This is a genomic window from Pseudomonas sp. L13, from assembly GCF_009935965.1.
Taxonomy (GTDB): domain Bacteria; phylum Pseudomonadota; class Gammaproteobacteria; order Pseudomonadales; family Pseudomonadaceae; genus Aquipseudomonas; species Aquipseudomonas lactis.
In genome coordinates this window covers 14,535-39,457 of the sequence record NZ_QODJ01000057.1, presented here as the reverse complement: position 1 = coordinate 39,457, position 24,923 = coordinate 14,535, and the positions used below count along the sequence as shown (strand labels likewise).

Annotated in this window: 2 protein-coding genes; both read right to left on the bottom strand. The window is 65.3% G+C overall.

The features are described from left to right. Nucleotides 1-533: 533 nt before the first annotated feature. Nucleotides 534-11,861 (bottom strand): non-ribosomal peptide synthetase, encoded by an 11,328-nt coding sequence (locus tag DK871_RS22990; RefSeq protein WP_161906749.1) that lies wholly within the window; start codon nucleotides 11,859-11,861, stop codon nucleotides 534-536. Next, nucleotides 11,858-24,769 (bottom strand): non-ribosomal peptide synthetase, encoded by a 12,912-nt coding sequence (locus DK871_RS22985; protein ID WP_161906748.1) that lies wholly within the window; start codon nucleotides 24,767-24,769, stop codon nucleotides 11,858-11,860. Before DK871_RS22985 ends, DK871_RS22990 begins: the two co-directional genes overlap by 4 nt. Nucleotides 24,770-24,923: the final 154 nt, after the last annotated feature.

Below are 24,923 nucleotides of genomic sequence, written 5' to 3'. Positions count from 1 at the left end.
GCATCCCTGCCGGTTTACCCCCCAAATCACTGTCGAATTCCGGCCAGCGTGGTTTAACGGGGCGCCTAAGATCAAGATCACAAGCAGATCAAGATCAAGAGCCGCTCGCTTCGCATCGTGGTTACCGGGGGCATGCCTGCCCTCACATGCCTCACCGAACTCCCCCTTACAAACCGGTCGGCTATAAGGCCGCCGCGCTCTGCTTTTGATTTGCAATCGCCCCGTTAAACCACGCTGGCCGAACGCAGGTTTTGCAGCGTGGGTAACCCGGCAGGACGCCGGGTTAGCCGCACTGGGCCAGGGATGGCCCATTGCGGCGGCCCACGCTGCAAAGCCTGCGTTCGGGCACACCGAGCCTAGGCGAGGTGCCGAGTGGTGGGGCGAAGGCCTTTTGGTTACTTTTGGGCCTTTCCAAAAGTGACCCGCTGTAAGAGCGGAACCATAAGCGGCCGTTACCGCAGCAATGGATATGTACACAGACAGACCGCTATCGCAGGCAAGCCAGCTCCCACATTTGGATCGGTGCACACCCGTCAAGACACCACCTCCCCAACCCCAACAACGTCCAACCACCACCTGGCCAACCCCAAAACATTCGGCGCCTTGAGCAACGTAAAGTGGTTCCCCCCGCCATACCAAACCTGCAACCCACCCCCCTGCCCTCGCCACCCCTCAACCATCAACCCTTGCTCACGCTGGTTCCCCGCCGCATCCAGCGCCGGGTCCTGCGCCAACACCAGGCGCACCACCCCCTCATACCGCCCCTGCGGCTGATACACCGTGCGCAACGCCGCCGCGTAAGTACGCGCCGGCCCATCCATCGCCTCCACCGCCGCACGCGCCGGCAACAATCCCACATTCACCATCCCTTCATGCAACGCTTGCCGCTGCGCCACCTCATCGCACCCGGCAAAGTCCACAGCATCAATCCCCAGCGACTTCCCAGCCGCCAACTGCATCGCCTCGATCAACCGCAACAACGCCGCCGTCGAGGTATAAGCCTTGCCCGCACGCCCCGGCGCCTCGCTGTCGATCACCGTCAAAGAGCCCACCTCACGCCCCATCGCCTGTAAGCGCAACGCCATTTCCAGCGCCACCCAGCCGCCGAACGAATGCCCCACCAGATGCACCGGCCCCTCAGGGCACTCCTGTTCCAGCGCCGCCAGGTAACACTGGGCCGCCGCTTCCACCTGGCTATGGGGCACCGCTTCACCATCCAGCCCCCGCGGCTGCAAGCCATACAGCGGCCAGTCGCGCCCCAGCGCCTCGCTCAAACCTACAAAGCCGGTGACGCTGTCTCCCGCGCCCGGCACGCAGAACACCGGTGCATAACCGGCGCGCCCGCTCTGGATGCGCAGCAAGGGTGAGTGCGCCGCGCAACTCACCGGGGTGCTCGCCGCCAGCGCTTGGCTCATGGCCTGGCCAAGGCTCTGGATATGCGGCGCCTGCATCATGCTCTGGTGATCCCCAGGCACCTGCACCTGGCGCAGTTGCCCAGGCGCCAGGGCGGTGTCCCAACCCAGCGCGGCACTGCGGCGCGACAGTTCGGTGGGCCGCTGCTCGGCGCTGAACAGGTGCACCGGGATCGGCAGCGGGAACAGGCTGTAGTGGGCCAGGGCATGCCCGTGCCCGACTTCCCGTTGCAAAAAGCTCAACAGGTCGGCGTCCGTCGCCGCTGCCATTTGCGCGTATAACAAACCTTGATCGCGACAGCGTTGCAGCAGAGCCGCAATGTCCAGCTGTCCAAGGCCTGCCTCCAGTTGTTCCAGGCTCGCCAGCTCATCCACACCTCCCTGTGCCTTCCAATAGGCCGTGCACTGCAACAACAAATGCCGCTTGAGGGCGTCCGGCCCGCTCCAGCGCGCCTTGCCCTGGTCGGTCATGCGCGGCACGTAGCTGTCGATCAAGCCGAGAAACGCCACGGCCTCATCCTGCCCCAGCAACTGCATGGCAACTTCATAGGCCAGCACGCCACCAAAGGACCACCCCGCCAGCCGGTAAGGGCCGTGGGGCTGGATCTGGCGAATCAGCCCGACCATGCGCACAGCCAGGCCTTCCATGCTGTCCAGATGCGCCTCGCCGAGTGCCAGGCCCGGCAGGCCATAAATCGGGTAATCGCCAGGCAGGTGCTGGCCCAGCGCCGGGAAGTACACGTCCATGCCACTGAACTCATGCACCAGGAATAACGGTGCCTGCGACCCACGGCTGCGCACCGTGATCACCGCCGTTTCAGGCAGCGCATCGTCACCGCGCAGGCGCAGCAGCGCCGCGACCGAAGCCACGCTGGCATGCTCGAACAGCTCGGCGAGCGACACCGGCAACCCGGCCTCGTCCAGCCGATTGACCAGGCGAATTGCCAACAACGAATGCCCGCCCAGTTCGAAGAAACTGTCATGGCGCCCCACCTGCTCAAGCTTCAACACTTCGGCCCACAGCTGGGCCAAGGTCTGCTCCAGTGCATCAATTGGCGCTTCGAATGTGCCGCTGGCCGCAGCGTCCCAGGTTGGCACCGGCAAGGCTTTGCGGTCGACCTTGCCATTGGCCGTCAACGGCACATGCTCCAGTGCCACAAAAGCCGACGGCACCATATAGGCCGGCAAGTGCGCCTGCAGATAAGCACGCACCGACTCGATGCCGACCGACTCGCCCGCCCAGGTGAAATAGGCCACCAGGCGTTTATCCCCCGGCACGTCTTCGCGGGCCAGCACCACGCCCTCGCGGATGCCGGCGAATGTCGTCAAGCGTGCTTCGATCTCACCCAGCTCAATGCGAAAGCCACGGATCTTCACTTGGTCGTCATTGCGCCCGATGCACTCCAGCAAGCCGTCTGCGCTCCAGCGGCCGAGGTCGCCGGTGCGGTACAGCAAGACACCTGGGTTGAACGGGTTCTGCACGAACTTTTCAGCCGTCAATTCAGGCCGGTTCAGGTAGCCCTGGGCGACACCGTCGCCGCCGATGCAGATTTCACCGGTCGCCCCCACAGGCAGCAACTGCAACTGCGCATCCAGCACGTAGACCTGAGTATTGGAAATGGGTCGTCCTACCGGCACGCTGTCGGCATCAGCGGTAAGCGCGTGCACCTCATAAGTGGTGGCGTAGGTGGTGGTTTCCGTCGGCCCGTAGCAATGCACCAAGCGCAGCTCCGGGGCCAATGCCAGCAGGTTGCGGAACGCCGCCGGGTCGGCACGCTCGCCGCCGCACAGCAAAATACGCAAGCCGGCCAGGGCCTGGGGAATCAGTTGCACATACTGGTTGAACAGTGCGGTGGTGACGAACAGCACCGTCACGCCCTGAAGTACCGCGCCAAACGCCAGCGGGTCGAGCAAGGTGGCGTGGTCAATCACCTGCACCTGACCGCCGTTGAGCAATGCCCCCCACACATCCATGGTGCTGGCATCGAACGCCGGGTTCGACGCGAAGGCCACGCGGTCATCGGGATTGAAATCGGCGTAGCCGTTGTTGAGCACCAGCCGTGTGATGCCACGGTGCGGCACCAGTACGCCTTTGGGCATGCCGGTGGAGCCGGAGGTGTACATGATGTACGCCACGCTCTCGGAGGACTGCGGCAAGTCCGGGTTATGGCTGGGTTGAGCATCGAGAGCCAGCGTGTCCAGGTCCAGGCGCTGTGCGCTGCCCTCAAAGGCGCAATCGCTGCGGGTTAACAGCCAGGCAGCGCCGCTGTCTTGCAGCATAAAGCCCTGGCGTTCGGCTGGCGCGTTGATGTCCAGCGGTACATAGGCGGCGGCGCATTTGAGAATCGCCAATTGGCTGACCAACAACGCCACCGAGCGTGGCAGCAGGATCGCCAGGTTATCGCCGGGGCACACACCCAGGCCGAGCAGGTGATGGGCCAGGCGGTTGGCGCGGCGGTTAAGTTCGCCGTAGCTCACCTGCTGCTCGCCGTGCCGCACCGCCACCGCATCGGGGCGCGCCTGGGCCTGGGCTTCGAACAGGTGTTGCACGCTGCGATCACGGGGGAACGCACGGGCCGTGGCGTTGAAGCCCTCAAGCAGTTGCTGGCGTTCAGACTGGGGCAGGATCGACAAGCCATTGAGCGCGATATCGCTGCGCGCTTCCAATGCCTGCACCATCTGCGCCAAGGCGTTATGCAGGTAGTCGCCCAAGCGTCTGGCCCCCTGCCCCATGGCCGTGAGGCTGAAACCTTCACCCAGGTCATCCACACTCACCGACACGCCGTAGTGGGTGTGTTCCTCGGTCTTGAGCACTTCGATCCCCTGCCACGCCTCGGCCACGCCCCCGGCCTGGGGCGCGCTGTGGCGGTAGTTGAACAGCACGCTGAACAACGGCGTGGCCATCGGTACGCCGCTGCAACGCTGGGCCAACGCCAAGGGCGCGTGTTCATGGCTCAGCAGTTGCGTCAGGCGCCCATGGGTGGCACGCAGCGCGGTCAGTACCGAGTGTTCACCCAGGTCAACTCGCAGCGGCAAGGTATTGATAAACACGCCCATGGCGCGCTCGGCGCCTTCGCCGCCTTGCAGGCGGCCGAGCATCACCGTGCCGAACACCACCTGTTCATGGGCGCAGACCGTGCCCAGCACCTGGGCCCAGGCCAGGTGCATGAGGCTGGCGGCGCTGACGCCGGCTTGACGCGCCTGAGTGCGCAGGCGCCGACTCAACCCCAGGTCGAGATTCACCTTCACGCGCTCATCGGCGCCCAGGTGCGGTAAGTCAGTGGGTTCGTCGACCTCAGCGAGCATCTCGCGGAAAAACGTCTCGTGGTCCTCAGCGCCCAAACGAGTCTGGGCCACGTAGTTGCGATATGGCACGGGCGCGGCCAAGGTGTCTTGGGTGCCCAACAGGAAGGCCTGCATTTCGTGTTGCAGGATGTCCAGGGCGATGTGGTCCATCACCAGATGGTGGAACAGCAACGTCGCCATCACCCGCTGTGGTTCCTCGGCATACACCAGGCGCATCAGGGGTGCCTGGCCGAGGTCCAGGCGTGGCGGCACCGGGCCGCTTTCAACGCTTAATGAGGCGGTGCGCCACACCACCTGCACCGGTTCCTCCAACCCATCCCAATGGAAGGATGAACGCAGGATGTCATGGCGCTGGATCACCGCCTGCAAGGCATGGGCGAAGGCGTCCAGGCGCAGGCGGCTGTCGAAGGCAAACTGCGCCTGCAGCACATAGGCGTCGTCACCTTGCACGGCGCGATGCTGATACAGGATGCCGGCCTGCAAGGGTGCCAGCGGGTAAATATCCTGCACATTCGCCGCACCGCCGGGGATGCTGGCGACGATGCGCTCGATGGCAGCGGGGTCCAGGGTGATCAGCGCAAGCATGTCCGGCGTGATCCGGGTGCAATCGGGCGCAATGCGATTGGCCGGCACCGCCACTTCACGCCCACCGCCCAAGGCCGCAGCCAAAGCCGACAAGGTCGGTTGGCCAAACAGTACTTTGACATCCGCCGACAAGCCCAGGCGGCGCATGCGCCCCATCAGGCTGACTGCCAGCAATGAGTGGCCACCCAATTCAAAGAAATTATCATGCCGGCCCACGCGCTCCACGTTGAGCAGTTCGGCCCACAGCGCGGCCAGGGTGATTTCCGTATCCCCCACGGGCGCTTCATAGTCGCGCACACTCAACGCGTCCAGGCCTGGCGCCGGCAGCGCCTTGCGGTCGAGCTTGCCGTTGGGGCTCAGCGGCAGCGCCTGCAGGTGCATAAAGCTCGTCGGCAGCATGAATTCCGGCAGGTGTTGCAGCAGGTGGGCGCGCAGGTTTTCGACCTCGCTCGGCACGCCGGTATAGTAGGCAATCAGGCGTTGCTCGCGGGCGATCACGGCAGTTTCCTGCACCGCCGGATGCTCGCTCAGGCGCGCCTGGATTTCCCCCAGTTCGATGCGCAGGCCACGAATCTTCACCTGGTCATCATTGCGCCCCAGGTACTCGAGAGTGCCGTCGGGCAAGTAGCGACCCACGTCACCGGTGCGGTACATGCGCCCCGGGGTAAACGGGTCGTCGAGGAAGCGTTCGGCGGTCAGCTCAGGACGGTTGAGGTAACCCCGCGCCACCTGCACGCCGGCGATGAACAATTCACCGACCACCCCCAACGGCACCGGCTGCAACTGCTCGTCCAGTACATACAGGCGCGTATTGGCAATCGGCTTGCCGATGGGGGTGTTATCCGGCACCACGGCGCCTGCGCAGTCCCATGCGGTGACATCCACCGCCGCTTCGGTGGGGCCATACAGGTTGTACAAGCCCACCCCCGGCAATTGCTGTTTGAAGCGCCGTACCAGGCTGCCCGGCAGGGCTTCGCCACTGCACATCACCCGCACCAGCCCGGCGGCCTGGCTGACATCGCCGTGGGCCAGGAACACGTCAAGCATCGACGGCACAAAATGCAGCGTCGTGACCCCCTCGGCCTCGATCACCTGGCACAGGTAGTCAGGGTCTTTATGCCCGCCAGGACGAGCCATGACCAGGCGTGCGCCGGTGAACAGCGGCCAGAAGAACTCCCACACCGACACGTCGAAGCTGAACGGGGTTTTCTGCAAGACCGTATCGCTGGCGGTCAACGCGTACTCGTCTTGCATCCACAGCAGGCGGTTGACCACCCCAGGGTGTTCGTTGATCACGCCCTTGGGCTGGCCGGTGGAACCGGAGGTGTAGATCACGTAGGCCGCCACGCTGGCCGCCTGGGGGTTATGGGTGGGCTGGTGCTGCCAGGTGGGCGAATCCAGGTTTACCACCCGCACCTCGCCCAGCAACCCAAGGGTGCTGGACTGGCCCAGCACTACCGTCGGCGCGCTGTCGTGGAGCATGTAGGCGATGCGTTCCAACGGGTAGGCCGGGTCCAGCGGCACATAGGCGGCGCCGGCCTTGAGGATCGCGTACAGGCCGATGACCATGTCCAGGCCACGCTCCACGCAGATCGCCACCCGCGCCTGCGGCTGCACACCCAGGGCTTGCAGGTGATGGGCCAGTTGGTTGGCACGCATGTTCAGTTCGGCATAGCTCAGTTGCTGCTCGCCCGCCTTCAAGGCAATGGCATGGGGCGTGCGCAGCACCTGGGCTTCAAACAGGCCGTGCAGGGTCTGGTCGAGGTGGTACTCAACGGCGGTGGCGTTGAAATCCACCAGCAGTTGCCGACGCTCGCGCGCCTCCACCAGCGGCACGTGCGCCAGCACTGCCTGGTCGTTATCGACCATGGCCTGCAACACGCGGGTGAAGTAGCCGACGTAACGCTGCATCGTCGATTCGTCAAACAGGGCCACGGCATATTCCAGCGCGCCGAGGATGCTGCCCTGCACCTCCCCCAGGTTCAACGACAGGTCGAACTTGGCGAAATGGCTGTTCTCGACAATGCTCTCCAGGGCTAGGTCGCCCAGGGCCAGGGTCGGCGCGCTGCTGTCCTGCCAGCTCAGCAGGGTCTGGAACACTGGGCTGTGGGCCAGGCTGCGCGGCGGCCGGGTAATTTCCACCACCTGCTCGAAGGGCAAGTCCTGATGGGCCTGGGCTTGCAGGATCAGCGCCTTGACCCGCGCCAGCAACGCCTCGGTGCTCAGCTCGCCCGAGGTGTCGATACGCAGCGCCAGGGTGTTGACGAACAGGCCAATCAGCCCTTCGACTTCGGTGCGCATGCGGTTGGCCACCGGCGTGCCAATCACCAACTCGGGCTGCCCGGACAAGCGCGCCAACAGCGACGCCCAGGCACTCATCAAGGTCATGTACAAGGTGGTGCCATGGCGTTGGCTCAAGGCTTTGAGCCCAGCGGTGAGGCGTTCATCCAGGCGCACTTCGACACTGCTGCCAGCGTAGTCCTGCTGCGCCGGGCGCGGGCGGTCGGTGGGCAAGGTCAGCAACGCTGGCGCACCGGCCAGGGCCTGCTGCCAATAATTGCTTTGGCGCTGCAGCACCTCGCCGCTCAGCCACAGGCGTTGCCACACGGCAAAGTCGGCGTACTGGATCGGCAAGGGCGGCAACGGGTCGGCGTGGCCGTGGCTGAAGGCCTGGTACAGCGCCATCAGCTCGCGGGTCAGCACGCCCATGGACCAGCCGTCGGAGACGATATGGTGCAGGGTCAGCAACAGCACATGGTGATCATCGGCCATCACCACCAGGCGCCCGCGCAGCAACGGGCCGCGTTCCAGGTCGAACGGTGCCGAAGCTTCGCCGTGGATCAGCGCGTCCAGGGCCTGTTGCGGCTGCGGGTGGCGACGCAGGTCCTGCACTTGCAGCGGCAATACCTCTTCGGCCGGCACCACCAGCACCTGGGCCTGGTCACCCTGCTGGGCGAAGCGGCTGCGCAGGGTTTCATGCCGCGCCACAATGCGCGCCAGGGCCCGTTGCAGCGCCTGTACATGCAACTGCCCGCGCAACCGCAGGCCGATGGGAATGTTGTAGGCGGTGTTGGCCCCTTCCATCAACGCCAGGAACCACAGGCGTTGCTGGGCAAAGGACAGCGGCACGTCATCATCACGGTTGGCCGGCAAGATATCCGGCAAGGTGCTGCGACCGGCCTGGGCCAGTACCTCGGCGACTGCCGCCAGTTCGGCATTGGCAAACAGGTCGCCCAGTGCCAATTCGACGCCCAGCCGCTGGCGCACCTGGGACACCATGCGCATGGCCAGCAGCGAATGCCCGCCCAGCTCAAAGAAATGGTCATAGCGCCCCACGCGCTGCACCTGCAACACCTCGGCCCAGATCTGCGCCAGCACGGTTTCGATTTCGCCCTGGGGCACGGCGTACTCGCGGGTAAATACCGCGGCCACGTCCGGCGCCGGCAGGGCCTTGCGGTCGAGTTTGCCATTGGCCGTCAGTGGCAGTGCGTCGAGCTTCATGAACGCGACGGGCACCATGTAGTCCGGCAGATGCGCTACCAGGTGGGCGCGGATCTCGGCCAGCGTCAGCGGGTCCAGTTGCGGGTTTTCGGTGAAATAGGCCACCAGCCGCTCTTCACGCACCACCGCCACAGCTTCGAGGATGCCGGGCAATTGGTTGAGCTGGGTTTCGACTTCGCCCAGTTCGATGCGCACGCCACGGATTTTCACTTGGTCATCGTTACGCCCCAGGTAGTCGAGCGTGCCGTCCGGCAACCAGCGCACCAGGTCGCCAGTGCGGTACATGCGCCCTGCATTGAACGGGTCGCGCAGAAAACGCTCGGCAGTCAGTTCCGGACGGTTGAGGTAACCGCGTGCCACGCCCTTGCCGCCCACGTACAACTCCCCCGCCACGCCCAGCGGCACTGGGCGCTGGTGTGGGTCGAGCACGTAGACCTTGGCATTGGCGATGGGCTTGCCGATATGCAACGGCTGGCCCGCCTCGACCTTGCCGGAAGTGGCCACCACCGTGGCTTCGGTGGGCCCGTAGTTGTTGATCAGCTCAAAGCGCTGCGCCCGCCCGAACTGGCGCAGGCGGTCGCCACCGACCAGCAAGGTGCGCAAGGTCGGGTGCTCGATGTTCTGGCTGAAAGCGTATTCCGCCACCGGCGTCGGCAGAAAGCTCACGTCCAAAGGCTGTGCGCACCACCAGGCCAGCAGTGCGTCGATATCTTCACCGCCCTCATGGGCCGGTGGCAGGTGCAAGGTGGCGCCCACACACAGCGCCGGCCACACTTCCCAGGCCATCGCGTCAAAGCCGAAACCGGCAACACTGGCGGTATGCCGGCCGGCGCGCAGGTCGAAGGCGCTGCAATGCCAGTCCACCAGGTTGGCGACAGTGTGGTGCTCCACCATCACCCCTTTGGGCAAGCCGGTGGAGCCGGAGGTGTAGATCACATAGGCCAAGTTCGTCGGGCCGACGGCGATTGTGGGGTTGCTCGCCGAATGGTGCTGCCAGGTGAAGCGGTCCAGGTTGATCACCGGCACTTCCAGGGCCGGCAGGCGCTCCAGCAACGCGTGCTGGGTGAGGACCGCCACTGGCGCGCTGTCACTGAGCAAATAGTGGAGACGCTCGGCCGGGTGGGACGGGTCCACCGGCACATAACCGGCACCGGCCTTGAGAATCGCCAGCAACCCGGCCAGGGTATCGAGGCCACGCCGCGCAACGATCGCCACGCGGTCGTCGGGCTTGACCCCCAGCGCCAACAGATGATGCGCTAGCAGGTTGGCTTGCTGGTTCAGTTCGGCATAGGTCAGTTGCCGGCCCTGATGCACAGCGGCAATCGCGTCCGGCGTGAGCCTAGCCTGGGCTTCAACGCGGCCATGCAGGGTGGCGCCTTGGGGGAAGACGGTCTGGGTGGTGTTGAACTGTTCCAGCAGCAAGCGCTGTTCCGCAGCGGGCACCACCGAGAGTTGATCGAGCGCGGTATGGGGGGCCTGTTCCAGTGCGCTCACCAGGTTTTCCAGTGCGGTGTGCAGGTAGGCGCAGACGCGCTGAGGGTCGACCAGGGTGCTGGCCAGCACACTCAGGCCGAAGCCCTCGCCCAGGTCGTCCACGCTCAGGGTCAGCGGGTAGTTGGTGCGTTCCTCGGCGCGCAGTGCGCTGATGCCCTGCCAGGCCGACACCGCCTCGGCGCTGGCGGCGGGCGCGCTGTGGCGATAGTTGAGCAGTGCGCTGAACAACGGCGTCGGCGCGAGCACGCCACTGCAACGCTGGGCCAGGGCCAACGCCGCGTGTTCATGGCGCAGCAAGGTGGTCAGCCGTGCGTGGGTGGCCTTGACGGCGGTGCGCACGTCCTGGGCGTCCACGTCCACGCGAAACGGCAAGGTATTAATGAAGATACCCAGGGCGCGGTCGGTGGCATGGCTGCCCTGCATGCGCCCCATCAATACGGTGCCGAACACCACCTGGGCCTTGCCGGCCAACACCCCCAGCACTTGAGCCCAGCCCAGATGAAACAGGCTGGCAGCGCTCACGCTCTGTTGGCGCGCCTGTACGCGCAAGCGCTGGGCCAATGCCGGCGCCAATGGCAGGCTGACTTCAGCGATACCGCGCGCATCGCCTTGCACATCCTGCAAACCGAACGGCAAGGTGGGCTCGCTGATATCGCCGAGCATCTGCCGGAAGAAACGTTCATGCTCCTGCTCACTGATCCCCAACCGCGCCTGCGCCACATAGTTGCGAAACGGCACGGCCTGGCCCAGCGCCGCGCCTTGGCCCAACAGGCACGCCTGCATTTCGTGGCACACCACGTCCAGGGCGCTGTGGTCGAGCGCCATGTGATGGAACAACAGGGTGGCGACGATGCGCTGGTTGGCCGGGTCTTCAGCGCGCACCAGGCGCAGCAACGGCGCCTGGGTGACGTCGAGGCGGTAGTGGCGGGCATCAAACAGGTCATGCAATTGAGCGGCGATATCGCCATCAGCCGGGTCCAGCCTCAAGGCCTGCACCGGCAGGCGTGCCTGGCGCCACACCACTTGCGAGGGTTGCGCCAGGCCATCCCACACCACCCCGGTACGCAGGATGTCGTGACGGTCCATCACCCGTTGCAGCGCCTGGGCGAACGCATCGAAACGCGCCAGGTTGTCAAAGGCGAACTGCGACTGCATCACATAGGGGTCACCCTGCTCGGCACTGACATGGTGGAACAGGATGCCTTCCTGCAACGGCGCCAGCGGGTAGATGTCCTGGATATTCGCCACGCCGCCCTGCACCGTGGCGACAATGCGCTCGATCTCGTCCTGGCTCAGGGTCGACAGGGTCAGCATTTCAGGAGTGATGCGCTCGGCAGTGGCCGGGATGCCATTGGCCGGCACCTGCACCTCACCGGCCTTGGTCGCGGTGTATTCACCGGCCTTGATCAGCTCGATCAGCGCCGGCTTGTGTTCACGCAAGGCGGCCAATATCGCCGGGTCGCTCAAGGCGTGCCTGTTGCCGTTCACCGACAACTGCTCGCCCTTGAGCGCCAGTTGCACATCCTTGGTGTTCAGGGTTGCCAGCAGCTCGAGGATGTTCACAGGACGATCTCCATTCGTTCGGTCATTGCGGCGTAGCCGGCCAGGGTGGGTTGTTCGAACAAGCCCCGCACATCGGCTTCCATGCCTTCCTGGCGCAGGCGCCCGATCAAGCTCACGGCCAGCAGCGAGTGCCCGCCCAGTTCAAAGAAGTTGTCGTGGCGCCCTACCCGCTCCACCTTGAGCAGCTCGGCCCACAGCTGGGCCAGGAGGACCTCGGTGTCACCTTCGGGCGCCGCGTACTCACGTACCTGCAAGGCGTCCATACCCGGTGCAGGCAGGGCCTTGCGGTCAAGCTTGCCGTTGGGGCTCAGGGGCCAGGCGTCCAGGTGCATGAACAGCGCCGGCACCATAAAGTCCGGCAGGTGCTGCAACAGCTGAGCGCGCAGGCTGTCGATGTCGGTGGGTGCGCCGGTGTAATACGCGACCAGGCGCTGGTCCCGGGCGACGACCACGGCGTCCTTGACCGCCGGATGCTCGATCAGCCGCGCCTGGATTTCCCCCAGTTCGATGCGCAGGCCACGGATCTTGACCTGATCGTCGTTGCGGCCCAGGTACTCGAGCGTGCCGTCGGGCAAGTAGCGGCCCAGGTCACCGGTGCGGTACATGCGCCCAGGGATGAACGGGTCGTCGAGGAAGCGCTCGGCAGTCAGCTCAGGGCGGTTCAGATAACCCCGCGCCACTTGCACGCCCGCGATGAACAGCTCACCGACCACGCCCAACGGCACCGGCTGTAACTGCCCATCGAGTACATACAGGCGGGTGTTGGCAATCGGCTTGCCGATCGGGGTGTTGTCCGGCACCTCCGGGCGTGCGCAGTTCCAGGCCGTCACGTCCACCGCCGCTTCGGTGGGGCCGTACAGGTTGTACAAACCAATCCCCGGCAACTGCTGCTTGAAACGCCGCACCAGGCTACCCGGCAGCGCTTCGCCGCTGCACATCACCCGCACCAGTCCGGTCGCCTGGCTAACATCGCCGTGGGCCAGGAACACATCGAGCATCGACGGCACAAAGTGCAAGGTGGTGATGTGCTCCGTCGCGATCACCTCGCACAGGTACGCCGGGTCTTTGTGCCCTTCAGGGCGCGCCATCACCAGGCGCGCGCCGGTGAACAGCGGCCAGAAGAACTCCCACACCGACACGTCGAAGCTGAACGGGGTTTTCTGCAACACCGCATCGTGGGCCTTGAGGCCATAGGCGTCCTGCATCCACAACAGGCGGTTGACCACCCCGGCATGTTCGTTGATCACGCCCTTGGGTTGGCCGGTGGAACCGGAGGTGTAGATCACATAGGCCGCGTGCCGGGCAACGAGGCCCGGTACTGGCGGGTTGGTGATGGGTTGGTGCTGCCAGGTGCTGTGGTCGAGGTCGACTACCGCCGCGTCACCCAGCAAGGCGCGGGTGGCGCCTTGGGCCAGCACCACCACCGGCGCGCTGTCGTGCAGCATGTAGGCGATGCGCTCTGGCGGGTACGCCGGGTCCAGCGGCACATAGGCACCGCCGGCCTTGAGGATGGCGAACAGGCCGATGACCATGTCCAGGCCGCGCTCGACGCAAATGCCCACCCGTGCATCCGGGCGCACGCCGCTGTCACGCAGGTGATGGGCCAGGCGGTTGGCACGCTCATTGAGTTGCTGGTAGCTCAAGCTGTGCTCGCCGGCCTTCACCGCCACGGCCTGCGGGGTGCGTACGACCTGGGCTTCAAACATGCCGTGCAGGGTCTGGTCGAGGTTGTAGTTCACCTCGGTAGCGTTGAACTGCACCAGCAGCTGTTGCCGCTCCTGCAGCCCCAGCACCGGCAGGCGATTCAGCGCCTGGTGCGGCGCCTGCTCAAGGGCCTCGACCAGGCCGCTCAACGCGTTATGCATATAGCCGCACACCCGCTGCGCATCCACCTGGGCCAGGGCGGTGAACGCGTAGCCGTCGCCCAGGTCGTCCACGTTCAGGGTCAGGGGGTAATTGGTGCGCCCGTCATTGACCAAGGTCTGCATGCCTTCCCAGGCCAACTGCGCATCCGCCGAACGGATGGCGGCGCCGCGATGGCGATAATTGAGCATCGAGCTGAACAGCGGCGCCGGTGCCGCTACACCACTGCAACGCTGGGCCAAGGCCAGGGAGGCGTGTTCATGGCCGAGCAGTTCGGTCAGCCGCGCATGGGTAGCGCGCACGGCGGCGCGGGCGCCCTGGTCGTCAATGTCCAGGCGCAGCGGCAAGGTGTTGATAAACACGCCCAGGGCGCGGTCGGCGCCCTCGCCGCCTTGCAAGCGGCCCACCAGCACCGTGCCGAACACCACCGTATGGCGCGCCGATACGGCGGCCAGCACCTGCGCCCAGGCCAGATGGAACAGGCTGGCAGCGCTGACCCCCAGCAACCGCGCCTGGCTGCGCAGGCGGCGGTTGAGCTGACTGTCCAGTTGCAGGCTATGTTCGTCGATGGCATTGCCGTCGCCGCGTACGTCCTGCCAGCCGAACGGCAGCGTTGGCTCATCGACATCGCCGAGCATCTGGCGGAAGAACTGCTCATGCTCCTGTTCGCTGACACCCAAGCGCGCCTGGGCCACATAGTTGCGGTACGGCATTGGCGCGGCGGTGGGCGCGGCGTGGCCCAACAGGTGGCCCTGCATTTCGCGCAACACCACGTCGAAGGCGGTGTGGTCCAACACGATATGGTGATAGAGCAGCACAGCCACCACGCGCTGGTTGACCGGGTCCTGGGCATACATCAGGCGGATCAGCGGCGCCTGGCTGATCTCCAGGCGATAGCGCCGCGCATCAAAGCGCTCGTGCAGGCCGGCGAGTACGTCGCCTTGCAGGTGCAGTTCCTGCACGCACAGCTGCGCCTGGCGCCACACCACTTGCAGCGGTTGCGCCAGGCCCTCCCACACCACCCCGGTGCGCAGGATGTCGTGGCGGTCGATCACCTGTTGCAGCGCCCGCACAAAGGCCTGCACACGCTCGACACTGTCAAACGCCAGGTGCGATTGCAGCAGGTAAGGGTCGCCCTGCCCGGCCGTGAGGTAGTGATAAAAAATCCCCTCCTGCAACGGCGCCAGCGGGTAAATATCCTGCACGTTGGCAGCGCCGCCCGGCACCTGGGCCACCACCTGATCGATAGTCGACTGGTCGAGGTTCACCAGGGCCAGCATGTCCGGGGTGATGCGCTGGCAACCGGCACTGATGCGATTGGCCGGCACCTGCACTTCGCGGCCACTGCCGACAGCGGCGGCCAGCGCGGCCAGGGTTGGCTGGCTGAACAGCACGCGCACATCGGCGCTGAGGCCGGCCTGGCGCATGCGCTCGATCAGGCCGACGGCCAGCAATGAATGGCCGCCCAGTTCGAAGAAGTGGTCATGGCGACCCACTTGCTCCACCTGCAACACCTCGGCCCACAGCCGCGCCAGGGTGGTTTCGACGTCACCCTGGGGGGCTTGGTATTCACGGCTGAGCAAGGCGCACTGGTCTGGCTGCGGCAGTGCCTTGCGGTCCAGTTTGCCATTGGCGGTAAGGGGGAGTTGGTCAAGCCGCATATAGGCGACCGGCACCAGCGCCTCGGGAAGCTGGGCTTGCAGGTGCGCACGCAAGGTCTCGATCTGCAACGGGCGCTGTTCGGTGAACCAGGCCAGCAGGCGGCCTTCGCGCACCAGCACCACGGCCTCGCGGATGCCGTCCAGTGCCGCCAGGCGGCTTTCGATTTCACCCAGTTCCACCCGCACGCCGCGCAGTTTTACCTGGTCGTCGTTACGGCCCAGGTATTCAAGGTTGCCATCGGGCAGCCAACGCACCCGGTCACCGGTGCGGTACATGCGCCCTGGGTTGAACGGATCTTGCAGGAAGCGTTCGGCGGTCAGCTCGGCACGGTTGAGGTAACCCCGCGCCACACCGCTGCCGCCCACATAAAGTTCACCGGCCACACCCACGGGCACCGGGCGCAGGTGCGCGTCCAGCACATAGCTGGTGGCATTGGCGACAGGCCGGCCGATATGCAACACCTGCCCGGCCCGCACGCGGCCGGAGGTGGCAACTACCGTGGCTTCGGTGGGGCCATAGTTGTTGATGACCGCGAAGCGCCGCTCCTGGGTGAGCTGCCGCAAGCGATCACCGCCGATCAGCAGGATGCGCAAGGTCGGGTGCTGCTGGGGCAGGCTGAAGGCGTATTCGGCCACCGGCGTCGGCAGGAAGCTCACGTCCAACGGTTGCGCCAGCCACCAGGCCAGCAGTTCATCGATGTTTTCATTGCCGATTTCGGCGGGTGGCAGGTGCAGGGTCGCGCCGACACACAGGGCCGGCCAGACCTCCCAGGCCATGGCATCAAAGCCCATGCCGGCCACGCTGCTGGTGTGGCTCACGGCCGTCAGGCCAAAGGCCTCACAGTGCCAATGCACCAGGTTTTCAACGGTGCGGTGCTCCACCATCACGCCCTTGGGCTGGCCGGTGGAACCGGAGGTGTAGATCACATACGCCAGGTGCGCGGGCGTCAGCGCGGGCAGTTGCGGGTTGCTCACAGAGTGGCGCTGCCAGGCGGGGTCATGCAGATCGACCAGGGCAACCGAACCGAGCAGCTCCCGGGTGCTGTCCTCGGCCAGCACTGCCACGGGCGCGCTGTCTTGCAACAAGTAGGCGATACGCTCGGCGGGGTACGCCGGGTCGATCGGCACATAGCCCGCGCCAGCCTTGAGAATGCCCAACAGCCCCACCAGCATCTGCGGGCCGCGACGGCAGCACAGCGCCACGCGGTCATCGGCTTGCACGCCGAGTTCCAGCAAGTGATGAGCCAACTGGTTGGCCCGTTGATTGAGCTGCTGATACGTCAGCGCCTCACTGCCTTGCTGCACGGCAATGCGATGGGGTTGGCGCTCGGCCTGCACTTCAAACGCACCGTGCAGGGTCTGGCCCCGGGGGAAGTCGTGGGCGGTGGCGTTGAACTCGCGCAGTACCGTGTCATGCTCTGCGGCGGGCAGAATCGGTAACTGGCGCAGCGCGCGATGGGGCGCCGTCTCAAGGGTGGCAACCAGTTGCTGCACGGCGCTGAGCATGTAGTCGCACAGGCGTTGCGCGCCGATTTGCGGCACGGCCAGCACGCTCAGGCCAAAGCCTGCGCCCAGGTCATCCACGCTCAGGGTCAGCGGGTAGTTGCTGCGTTCTTCACCGCCCAGCAGTTGCACGCCTTCCCAGATGCCATGGCCGTCGCGGGCCATTTCCCCTGGGTTGCTGTGGCGGTAATTGAGCAAGGCGCTGAACAACGGCGTGCTGGCGGGCACGCCGCTGCAACGCTGGGCCAGGGCCAGTGACGCATGCTCATGCCCGAGCAAGGCGCTCAAGCGTGCATGGGTGGCTTTGACCGCCTGCGTCGCGCCGGCTGCAACATCGACCCGCAGCGGCAAGGTGTTGATAAACATCCCCAGCGCACGGTCTGCGCCCTCGCCGGCTTGCATACGGCCCATCAGCACCGTGCCGAACACCACCTCATCACGGCCCGAGACCAGGCCCAACACCTGGGCCCAGGCCAGGTGCATCAGGCTGGCGGCGCTGACGCCCAGTTGGCGCGCCTGCTGGCGTACGCGCTGGGCCAGGTGCGCTTGCAGGTGCACCTCGGCTTCTTCGATTGCACGACCATCGCCCTGCACATCCTGCAGGCCAAACGGCAAGGTGGGCTCGTCGACCTCGGCGAGCATGTCGCGGAAAAACTGCTCATGCTGCGCCAGACTGACGCCCAGTCGCGCCTGGGCCACATAGTTGCGAAACGGCGCGGCGGCGGGCAAATCCTGGGCCTGGTTGAACATGAAGGCACGCATTTCCTGGCCGACCACTTCCATGGCGGTGTGGTCCAGCGCCAGGTGATGGAACAGCAGGATCGCCGCGACCCGGTTGTGCGCCGGGTCCTGGGCATAGACCATGCGCAGCAAGGGCGCCTGGGTAATGTCCAGGCGGTAGTGACGCGCATCGAAACGCTCATGCAGTTGCGCCATCACGTCGCCGTGTGCCGGGTCGAGCATCACCTCGTGCACCCCCAACTGGGCGGTGCGCCACACCACTTGCACCGGGCTTTCGAGCCCTTCCCACACCACAGCGGTACGCAGAATGTCGTGGCGCGCCACCACCTGTTGCAGCGCACCCATAAAGGCGTGCAGGCGCTCGGCAGTGTCAAAGGCCATGCGCGATTGCAGCAGGTACGGGTCGCCGTGCTCGGCGCTGATATGGTGGTAGAGAATGCCTTCCTGTAGCGGCGCCAGCGGGTAGATATCCTGGGTATTCGCCGCACCACCCGGCACGCTGGCGACAATGTGCGCGATGGCCTGCGGAGTGAGTTGCACCAGGCTCAGCATCGACGGTGTGATCTGTGTGCAGCCGGCGGGGATGCCATTGGCGGGCACCACGATTTCTCTGCCGCTGCCCACGGCTGCCGCCAGCGCGGCCAGGCTTGGTTGACTGAACAATACGCGCACATCGGCGCTCAGGCCCACTTGACGCATGCGTTCGATCAGGCTGACCGCCAGCAACGAATGCCCGCCCAATTCGAAGAAATGATCATGGCGCCCCACGCGTTCAAGCTTGAGCACATCCTGCCAGATCTGCGCCAGCAGGGTTTCCACCTCGCCTTGTGGGGCTTCGTAGCCACGGCTGATCAAGGCGCCCTGGTCGGGTGCCGGCAATGCCTTGCGGTCGAGCTTGCCGTTGGCGGTGAGCGGCAACTGCGCCAGCCACACATAAGCCGAAGGCACCATGTAATCGGGCAACCGGGCTTGCACATGAGCTCGCAGGGTTGCGATATCCAACGTTGCGTCGGCGGTGTAATAGGCCACTAACCGTTTGTGGCCAGGCTCGTCTTCACGAACCAGTACCACAACGTCCCTGATCCCGGCACAGGCGCACAGGCACGCTTCGACTTCACCGGGTTCGATACGAAAGCCCCGAATCTTCACCTGCAGGTCATCGCGCCCCTGGTACATCAAATTGCCGTCGGCTCGCCAGCAGGCCAGATCACCGCTGCGGTAGAGTTGGCCGTCGCCGAATGGGTTCGGGACAAATTTTTCCGCGCTCAGTTGAGGCAGATTCAAGTAGCCTTTCGCAACGCCCGCACCGCCGATATAGAGCTCGCCGGTCACACCCACGGGCAGCGGTTGCTGGCGAGCATCCAGTACATAGGCCTGAGCGTTGGCAATCGGTCGACCAATTGGAATAGCGCCCTCGCCAAGCGTGGTGATCTCAAACGTGGTGGAGAACGTGGTGGCTTCGGTCGGGCCATACCCATTCAGCAGATGCTGGGGTTTGCCGAGCTTGAGCACCCGGCCAATCACCTGAGGGTCAAGCACGTCGCCGCCGACGATCAGGTAGCGCAATTGGCGGAACGCCGGCATCAACGCATCGGCGTACTGATGGAATAGCCCGGCAGTCATCCATAACACGCTGACCGCCTGTTCCTGCAACAGCTCGGCGAACACGGCTTGGGATAACAACTGCACCTGCTCGACCACCACCACACAACCGCCATTGAGCAACGGTGCCCACACCTCGAGGGTGCTGGCGTCAAATGCCGGGTTAGAAGCGAAGGCCACGCGGTCGTTGGCATTAAATTCGGCAAAACCGTTGTTAAGCACCAGCCGCGAGATGGCGAGGTGGGGCACTTGCACGCCCTTGGGCGTCCCGGTGGAGCCGGAGGTGTAGAGGATGTAGGCAACGCTCTGCGCAGATTGGGCCAGGTCGGGGTTAGCGGGCGACTGCACGTCCAGATCCAACTGCGCCAAGTCGTCCAGCACATGGCGTGCAACGCTGTCTTTCACGATGAAAGCCTGGCGTTCGGCAGGCGCGTTGACGTCCAGCGGCACATACACCGCAGCGCACTTGAGGATCGCCAGCTGGCAGACCAGCAGATCCAGGCAACGCGGCAAGGCAATCGCCACGCTTTCGCCCGGCTGCACACCCTGGCTGATCAGATGATGGGCCAGGCGGTTGGCACGGTGATTGAGGTCACGGTAGCTCAGTGACAGCTCGCCCTGCACCGCCGCCAGCGCTTCAGGGCGGGCCAGCGCCTGGGCTTCAAACAGTTGCGAGACAGTAAGTTGCGACGGGTATTGCCGGGCGGTGGCGTTGAAACCCACCAGCACTTGATGACGCTCGGAAGGCGGCAGGATCGACACCGCCTGCAGCGGCGTGGTCGGCGCCTGTTGCAGCGCAGTCACCAGGTGGCGCAGTGCGGTGAGCATGTAGTTGCCCACCCGTTGCACGTCCAGTTCGGCCACGCCTTGCACGGTCAAGCGCATGCCCGTGCCGAGGTCATCGACGTTGAGCACCAGTGGGTAGTTGCTGCGCTCTTCGGAGCTGAGAATTTCGATACCGGAGGCGGCAAAGGGGTTGTCCCCCGGGGCTTCATCGGCGGCGCTGTGCCGGTAGTTGAGCAAGGTGCTGAACAGCGGCAGCGAGCCCGGCACGCCGCTGCAGCGCTGGGCCAGGGACAACGAGGCATGTTCGTGCCCGAGCAGTTGCGCCAGGCGCGCATGGGTAGCGCGCACACCGGCCTGCACGCCGACGCTGCCAAGGCTGACCCGCAGCGGCAAGGTGTTGATGAACATCCCCAGCGCCCGGTCCGCGCCCTCGCCGCCCTGCATACGGCCCAGCAACACGGTGCCGAATACCACCTCCTGCTGGCCAGACACCTGGCCCAGCACCTGGGCCCAGGCCAGGTGCACCAGGCTCGCGGTGCTCACACCCAGTTGCCGCGCCTGTTCGCGCAAGCCCAGGTTGAGCGCAGGCTCCAGCGGCAGGCGCGCTTCATGGATACCGCTGCCGTCACCATTCACGTCTTGCAAACCGAAGGCCAGGGTCGGCTCGTCGATATCGCCCAGCATCTGGCTGAAGAAGGCTTCATGCTGGGCCTGGGTGACACCGAGGCGAGCCTGGGCCACGTAGTTGCGGTACTGCACCGCGTCAGGCAGTTGCGCACTGTGGCCGTGCAGGCTGGCACTCATTTCTTCGATCAGTACCTGCAGGGCCGTGTGGTCGAGGAGGATATGGTGCAGCAGCAAAATGCCGACCACGCCGTGGCTGTCCTGCGCATACGCCAGGCGCATCAGCGAGGCGCGTGACAGGTCCAGGCGATAGTGGCGTGGGTCGAAACGCTGTTGCAGGTGCGCCAGTGCCTCGCCGCCCAGGGCATCCAGGCGTTCGACCACCAAGGGTGCCTGGCGCAACACCACTTGCACCGGCTCCTCCAGGCCCTCCCAGAGGATGGCGGTGCGCAGGATATCGTTGCGTTCGATCACCGTGTGCAGCGCGTTGACGAACCCATCGACGGCGCCTTGGTCGTGAAAGCGCAACTGCACCTGCAACACGTAGGGGTCGCCCTCGGTGGTCGCCAGATGGTGGTAGAGAATGCCGGCCTGCAACGGCGCCAGGCCATAAATGTCCTGCACGTTGGCAACGCCACCGGGCACGGCCTCGAGGATGTGGTCGATGGCGGCCTGATCCAGTTCGACCAGGGGCAGCATGTCCGGGGTGATGGCCTGGGTGTCTGCTTGAATGGGATTGGCCGGCACCTGCACGCTCTGCTGACCGCCCACCGCCGCAGCGAGCGCCGCCAAGGTGGGTTGGCCGAACAGCACGCGCACATCGGCGCTGAGGTCGACCTGGCGCATGCGTTCGATCAGTTTGACCGCCAACAGCGAATGGCCGCCGAGTTCGAAGAAATTGTCCTCACGACCGACACGGTCGACGTTGAGCAGGTCTTGCCAGAGCCTGGCGAGGGTGGTTTCCACCGTGCCCTGGGGCGCCGCATACGCGCGCCGGGCCACGGCGTCGGCATCGGGTGCGGGCAAGGCCTTGCGGTCGAGTTTGCCGTTGGTGGTCAGCGGCAGCGTGTCCAGGCGCACGAAGGCGCTGGGCACCATGTGTTCGGCCAGGCTGCGCAGCAGATGGTCACGCAGGGCGGCCACGCTGAGTTCACCATCGCTGATCACATAGGCCACCAGGCGTTGGTCGCCCGGCTGATCTTCACGGGCGATCACCACCGCATCGCGCACGCCGCTGGCCGTGGCCAGGTGCGCCTGGATTTCACCCAGTTCGATACGGAAACCACGGACCTTGACCTGGTCATCGTTACGCCCCAGGTACTCGACACTGCCGTCGGCCAGCAGGCGGCCGAGGTCGCCGGTCTTGTACATGCGCAGGCCGGTGGCCGGGTCGGCGAGGAAGCGTTCGGCATTCAGCGCCTCGCGGTTGAGGTAACCGCGCGCCACCCCGGCGCCGCCCACGTACAACTCGCCCACCACACCCTGAGGCAAGGGCTCGCGGCGTGCATCCAGCACATACAACTGCAAATCGGGAATACGCACGCCAATCGGGCTCACGCCGACCAAGTGCGCGTCGGCCGCTTCCAGCGCACGGTAGGTCACATGCACGGTGGTTTCTGTGATGCCGTACATGTTCACCAGTTGCGTACCGGCATTCACCGCCCGTGCGTACCACGGCTTGAGCATGCCCGGTTCCAGGGCTTCGCCGCCAAAAATCACCTGGCGCAGGGAATGGGACTGGCCGCTGTTGCCTTGGGCCGCGATCAACTGGCGAAACGCACTCGGCGTCTGGTTGAGGATGCTCACCCGGGCATCGCACAGCAGCGCGTAGCACTCATCCGGTGAGCGGCTGACCAACTGCGGCACGATCAGCAACTGGCCGCCGTGCATCAGCGCGCCCCAGACTTCCCACACGGAAAAGTCGAACGCAAAGGAATGGAACAACGCCCACACATCGTGCGAGTTGAAGCCGAACCAGTGGTGGGTAGCGCTGAACAGGCGCGCGACCTGGCGATGCTCGATCATCACGCCCTTGGGTTGGCCGGTGGAACCGGAGGTGTAGATCACATAGGCCAGGTTGGCCGGGCTCAGGTGCAGCCGGGGGTTGCTGATGGGCAACGGGCCCAGGTGGTCGAGGTCGAGCTGGGCCAGCGCGCCGACGCGCTGCGCCGTGTTGGCCTGCACCAGCACCGCCACCGGCTGGCTGTCGGCCAGGGTGTAGGCGATGCGTTCCTGGGGATAGGCCGGGTCGATGGGTACATAGCCGGCGCCGGCCTTGAGGATGCCCAGCAGGCCGATGATCATCTGCGGGCCGCGCTCCACGCAGATCGCCACGCGCGCATCGGGGCGCACGCCGTGGGCCAGCAGCGCGTGGGCGACCTGGTTGGCGCGTTCGTTGAGTTGGCGGTACGTCAGGGCGTGTTGCTCGAAGCGCAACGCAATGGCATCGGGCTGGGCGGCGGCGTGGGTTTCGACTTGCTGGTGGATCAGTTGGGTGTCGGCGTAGTGCGTGGGGCAATGATTCAAGGTGTGCAGCAAGTGGTGGCGTTCAGCGTCAGGCAGGATGTTCAGGCCGCAGAGCGGCATATCCGGTCGTTGTTCAAGGGCGTCGGCCAGGCTTTCCAGCGCGGTGTGCAGGTAGCTCGCAACCCGCTGCGCGCCAATGGAGGCATCGACCATCACGGTCAGGGCGAAGTCTTCACCCAGGTCATCGACGTTCACCGTCAGCGGGTAGTTGGTGCGTTCCTCGGCGCCCAGCACTTGTATGCCTTCGGCCACTTCAATCACCGCCGCCATATCGGTGGCGGCGCTGTGACGGTAGTTGAGTATCGCGCTGAACAGCGGCGTAGGCGCCGCCACGCCGCTGCACCGTTGTGCCAGCGCCAGCGACGCATGTTCGTGGTCGAGCAAGCGCGTGAGTCGCTCGTGGGTGACCTTGACCGCAGCGCGCACGCCCTGCTCACCCACATCCACCCGCAGCGGCAAGGTGTTGATGAACATGCCCAAGGCCCGCTCACCGCCCTCGCCTGCCCCCATGCGCCCGAGCATCACGGTGCCGAATACCACCGCCTCCCGCCCGGAAACCGCACCCAGCACCCGCGCCAAGGCCAGGTGCATCAGGCTCGCCACACTCACCCCCAGCGGGCGCGCCACGCTGCGCAAGCGGCGGCTGAGGCTGCTGTCGACGGGGATGCGCACTTCGTCGATGCCCTGGCCATCGCCCTGCACATCTTGCAGGCCGAACGGCAGTGTCGGTTCATCGATGTCCGCCAGCATGTCGCGGAAAAAAGCCTCATGAGCCTGCTCGCTGACGCCATGGCGCACCTGGGTGATATAGCTGCGAAACGCTACCGGTGCAGGGGCCTGGGCTTGCTGCCCTGCCAGGTACAGCTGGACTTCATGCCGCACGCCATCCAGGGCGGTGTGATCGAGGATGGTGTGGTGGAACAACAGCATCGCCACCACCCGCTGGTTGGCCGGGTCGTCAGCGAACACCAGGCGCAGCAGCGGCGCCTGGCCCAGGTCCATGCGATAAGCGCGGGCATCATAGCGAGCGAGCAATTGAGCCAGGCGGTCAGCACCGTCCAGCTGCGCCTCTTCGCAGGCCAGCACAGCCTTGCGCCACACCACTTGCAGCGGTTCGTCCAGGCGCTCCCAGACCATCGAAGTGCGCAAAATGTCGTGACGATCGATGACCCATTGCAGCGCCTCGGCAAACGCCTCAAGGCGTGCGCGGCTGTCGAACACGAACTGCGCGTGCAGCACGTAAGGGTCACCCTTTTGCGCCGAAAGATGGTGATAGAGCATGCCTTCCTGGAGCGGCGCCAGCGGGTAGATATCCTGCACATTCGCCGCACCGCCCGGGACCGCCGCGACGATGCGGTCGATGGCCGGCTGGTCGAGATTGACCAGCGCCAGCATGTCCGGGGTGATGCGGTAGGCCGGGCTCAGCCAGTCACCGCCATGTTCGGCGACCAACTGCAACAGCTGGGGTTTGTGCGCGATCAATTGATCCCAGAGCGCGTCGTCCAACGCTTGGTCATCGCCCAGGACGATCAGATCGCCTTCTTCCATTTGCAGACGGATCGCGTGGGTGGAGATCGCTGCCAGTAAGTCGCTGAACTGCATGGGTAACCTGCCTGATAAGTCACGGTTGACGAGAATGTCCGTATTCAGTTTTGCCGCTTGGATCGGCAGTACCGCGCGCCTGTAAAAAATGCGGGCGCAGCCGTAGGCCTGGAGGGGCTTCCGGCAGGCTTGAAAATTAAGGGATCTGTGGGCT

Bases quoted from the DNA above. Each gene is read 5' to 3' on its own strand.
- DK871_RS22985 (WP_161906748.1), bottom strand. From the start codon at position 24,769: ATGCAGTTCAGCGACTTACTGGCAGCGATCTCCACCCACGCGATCCGT.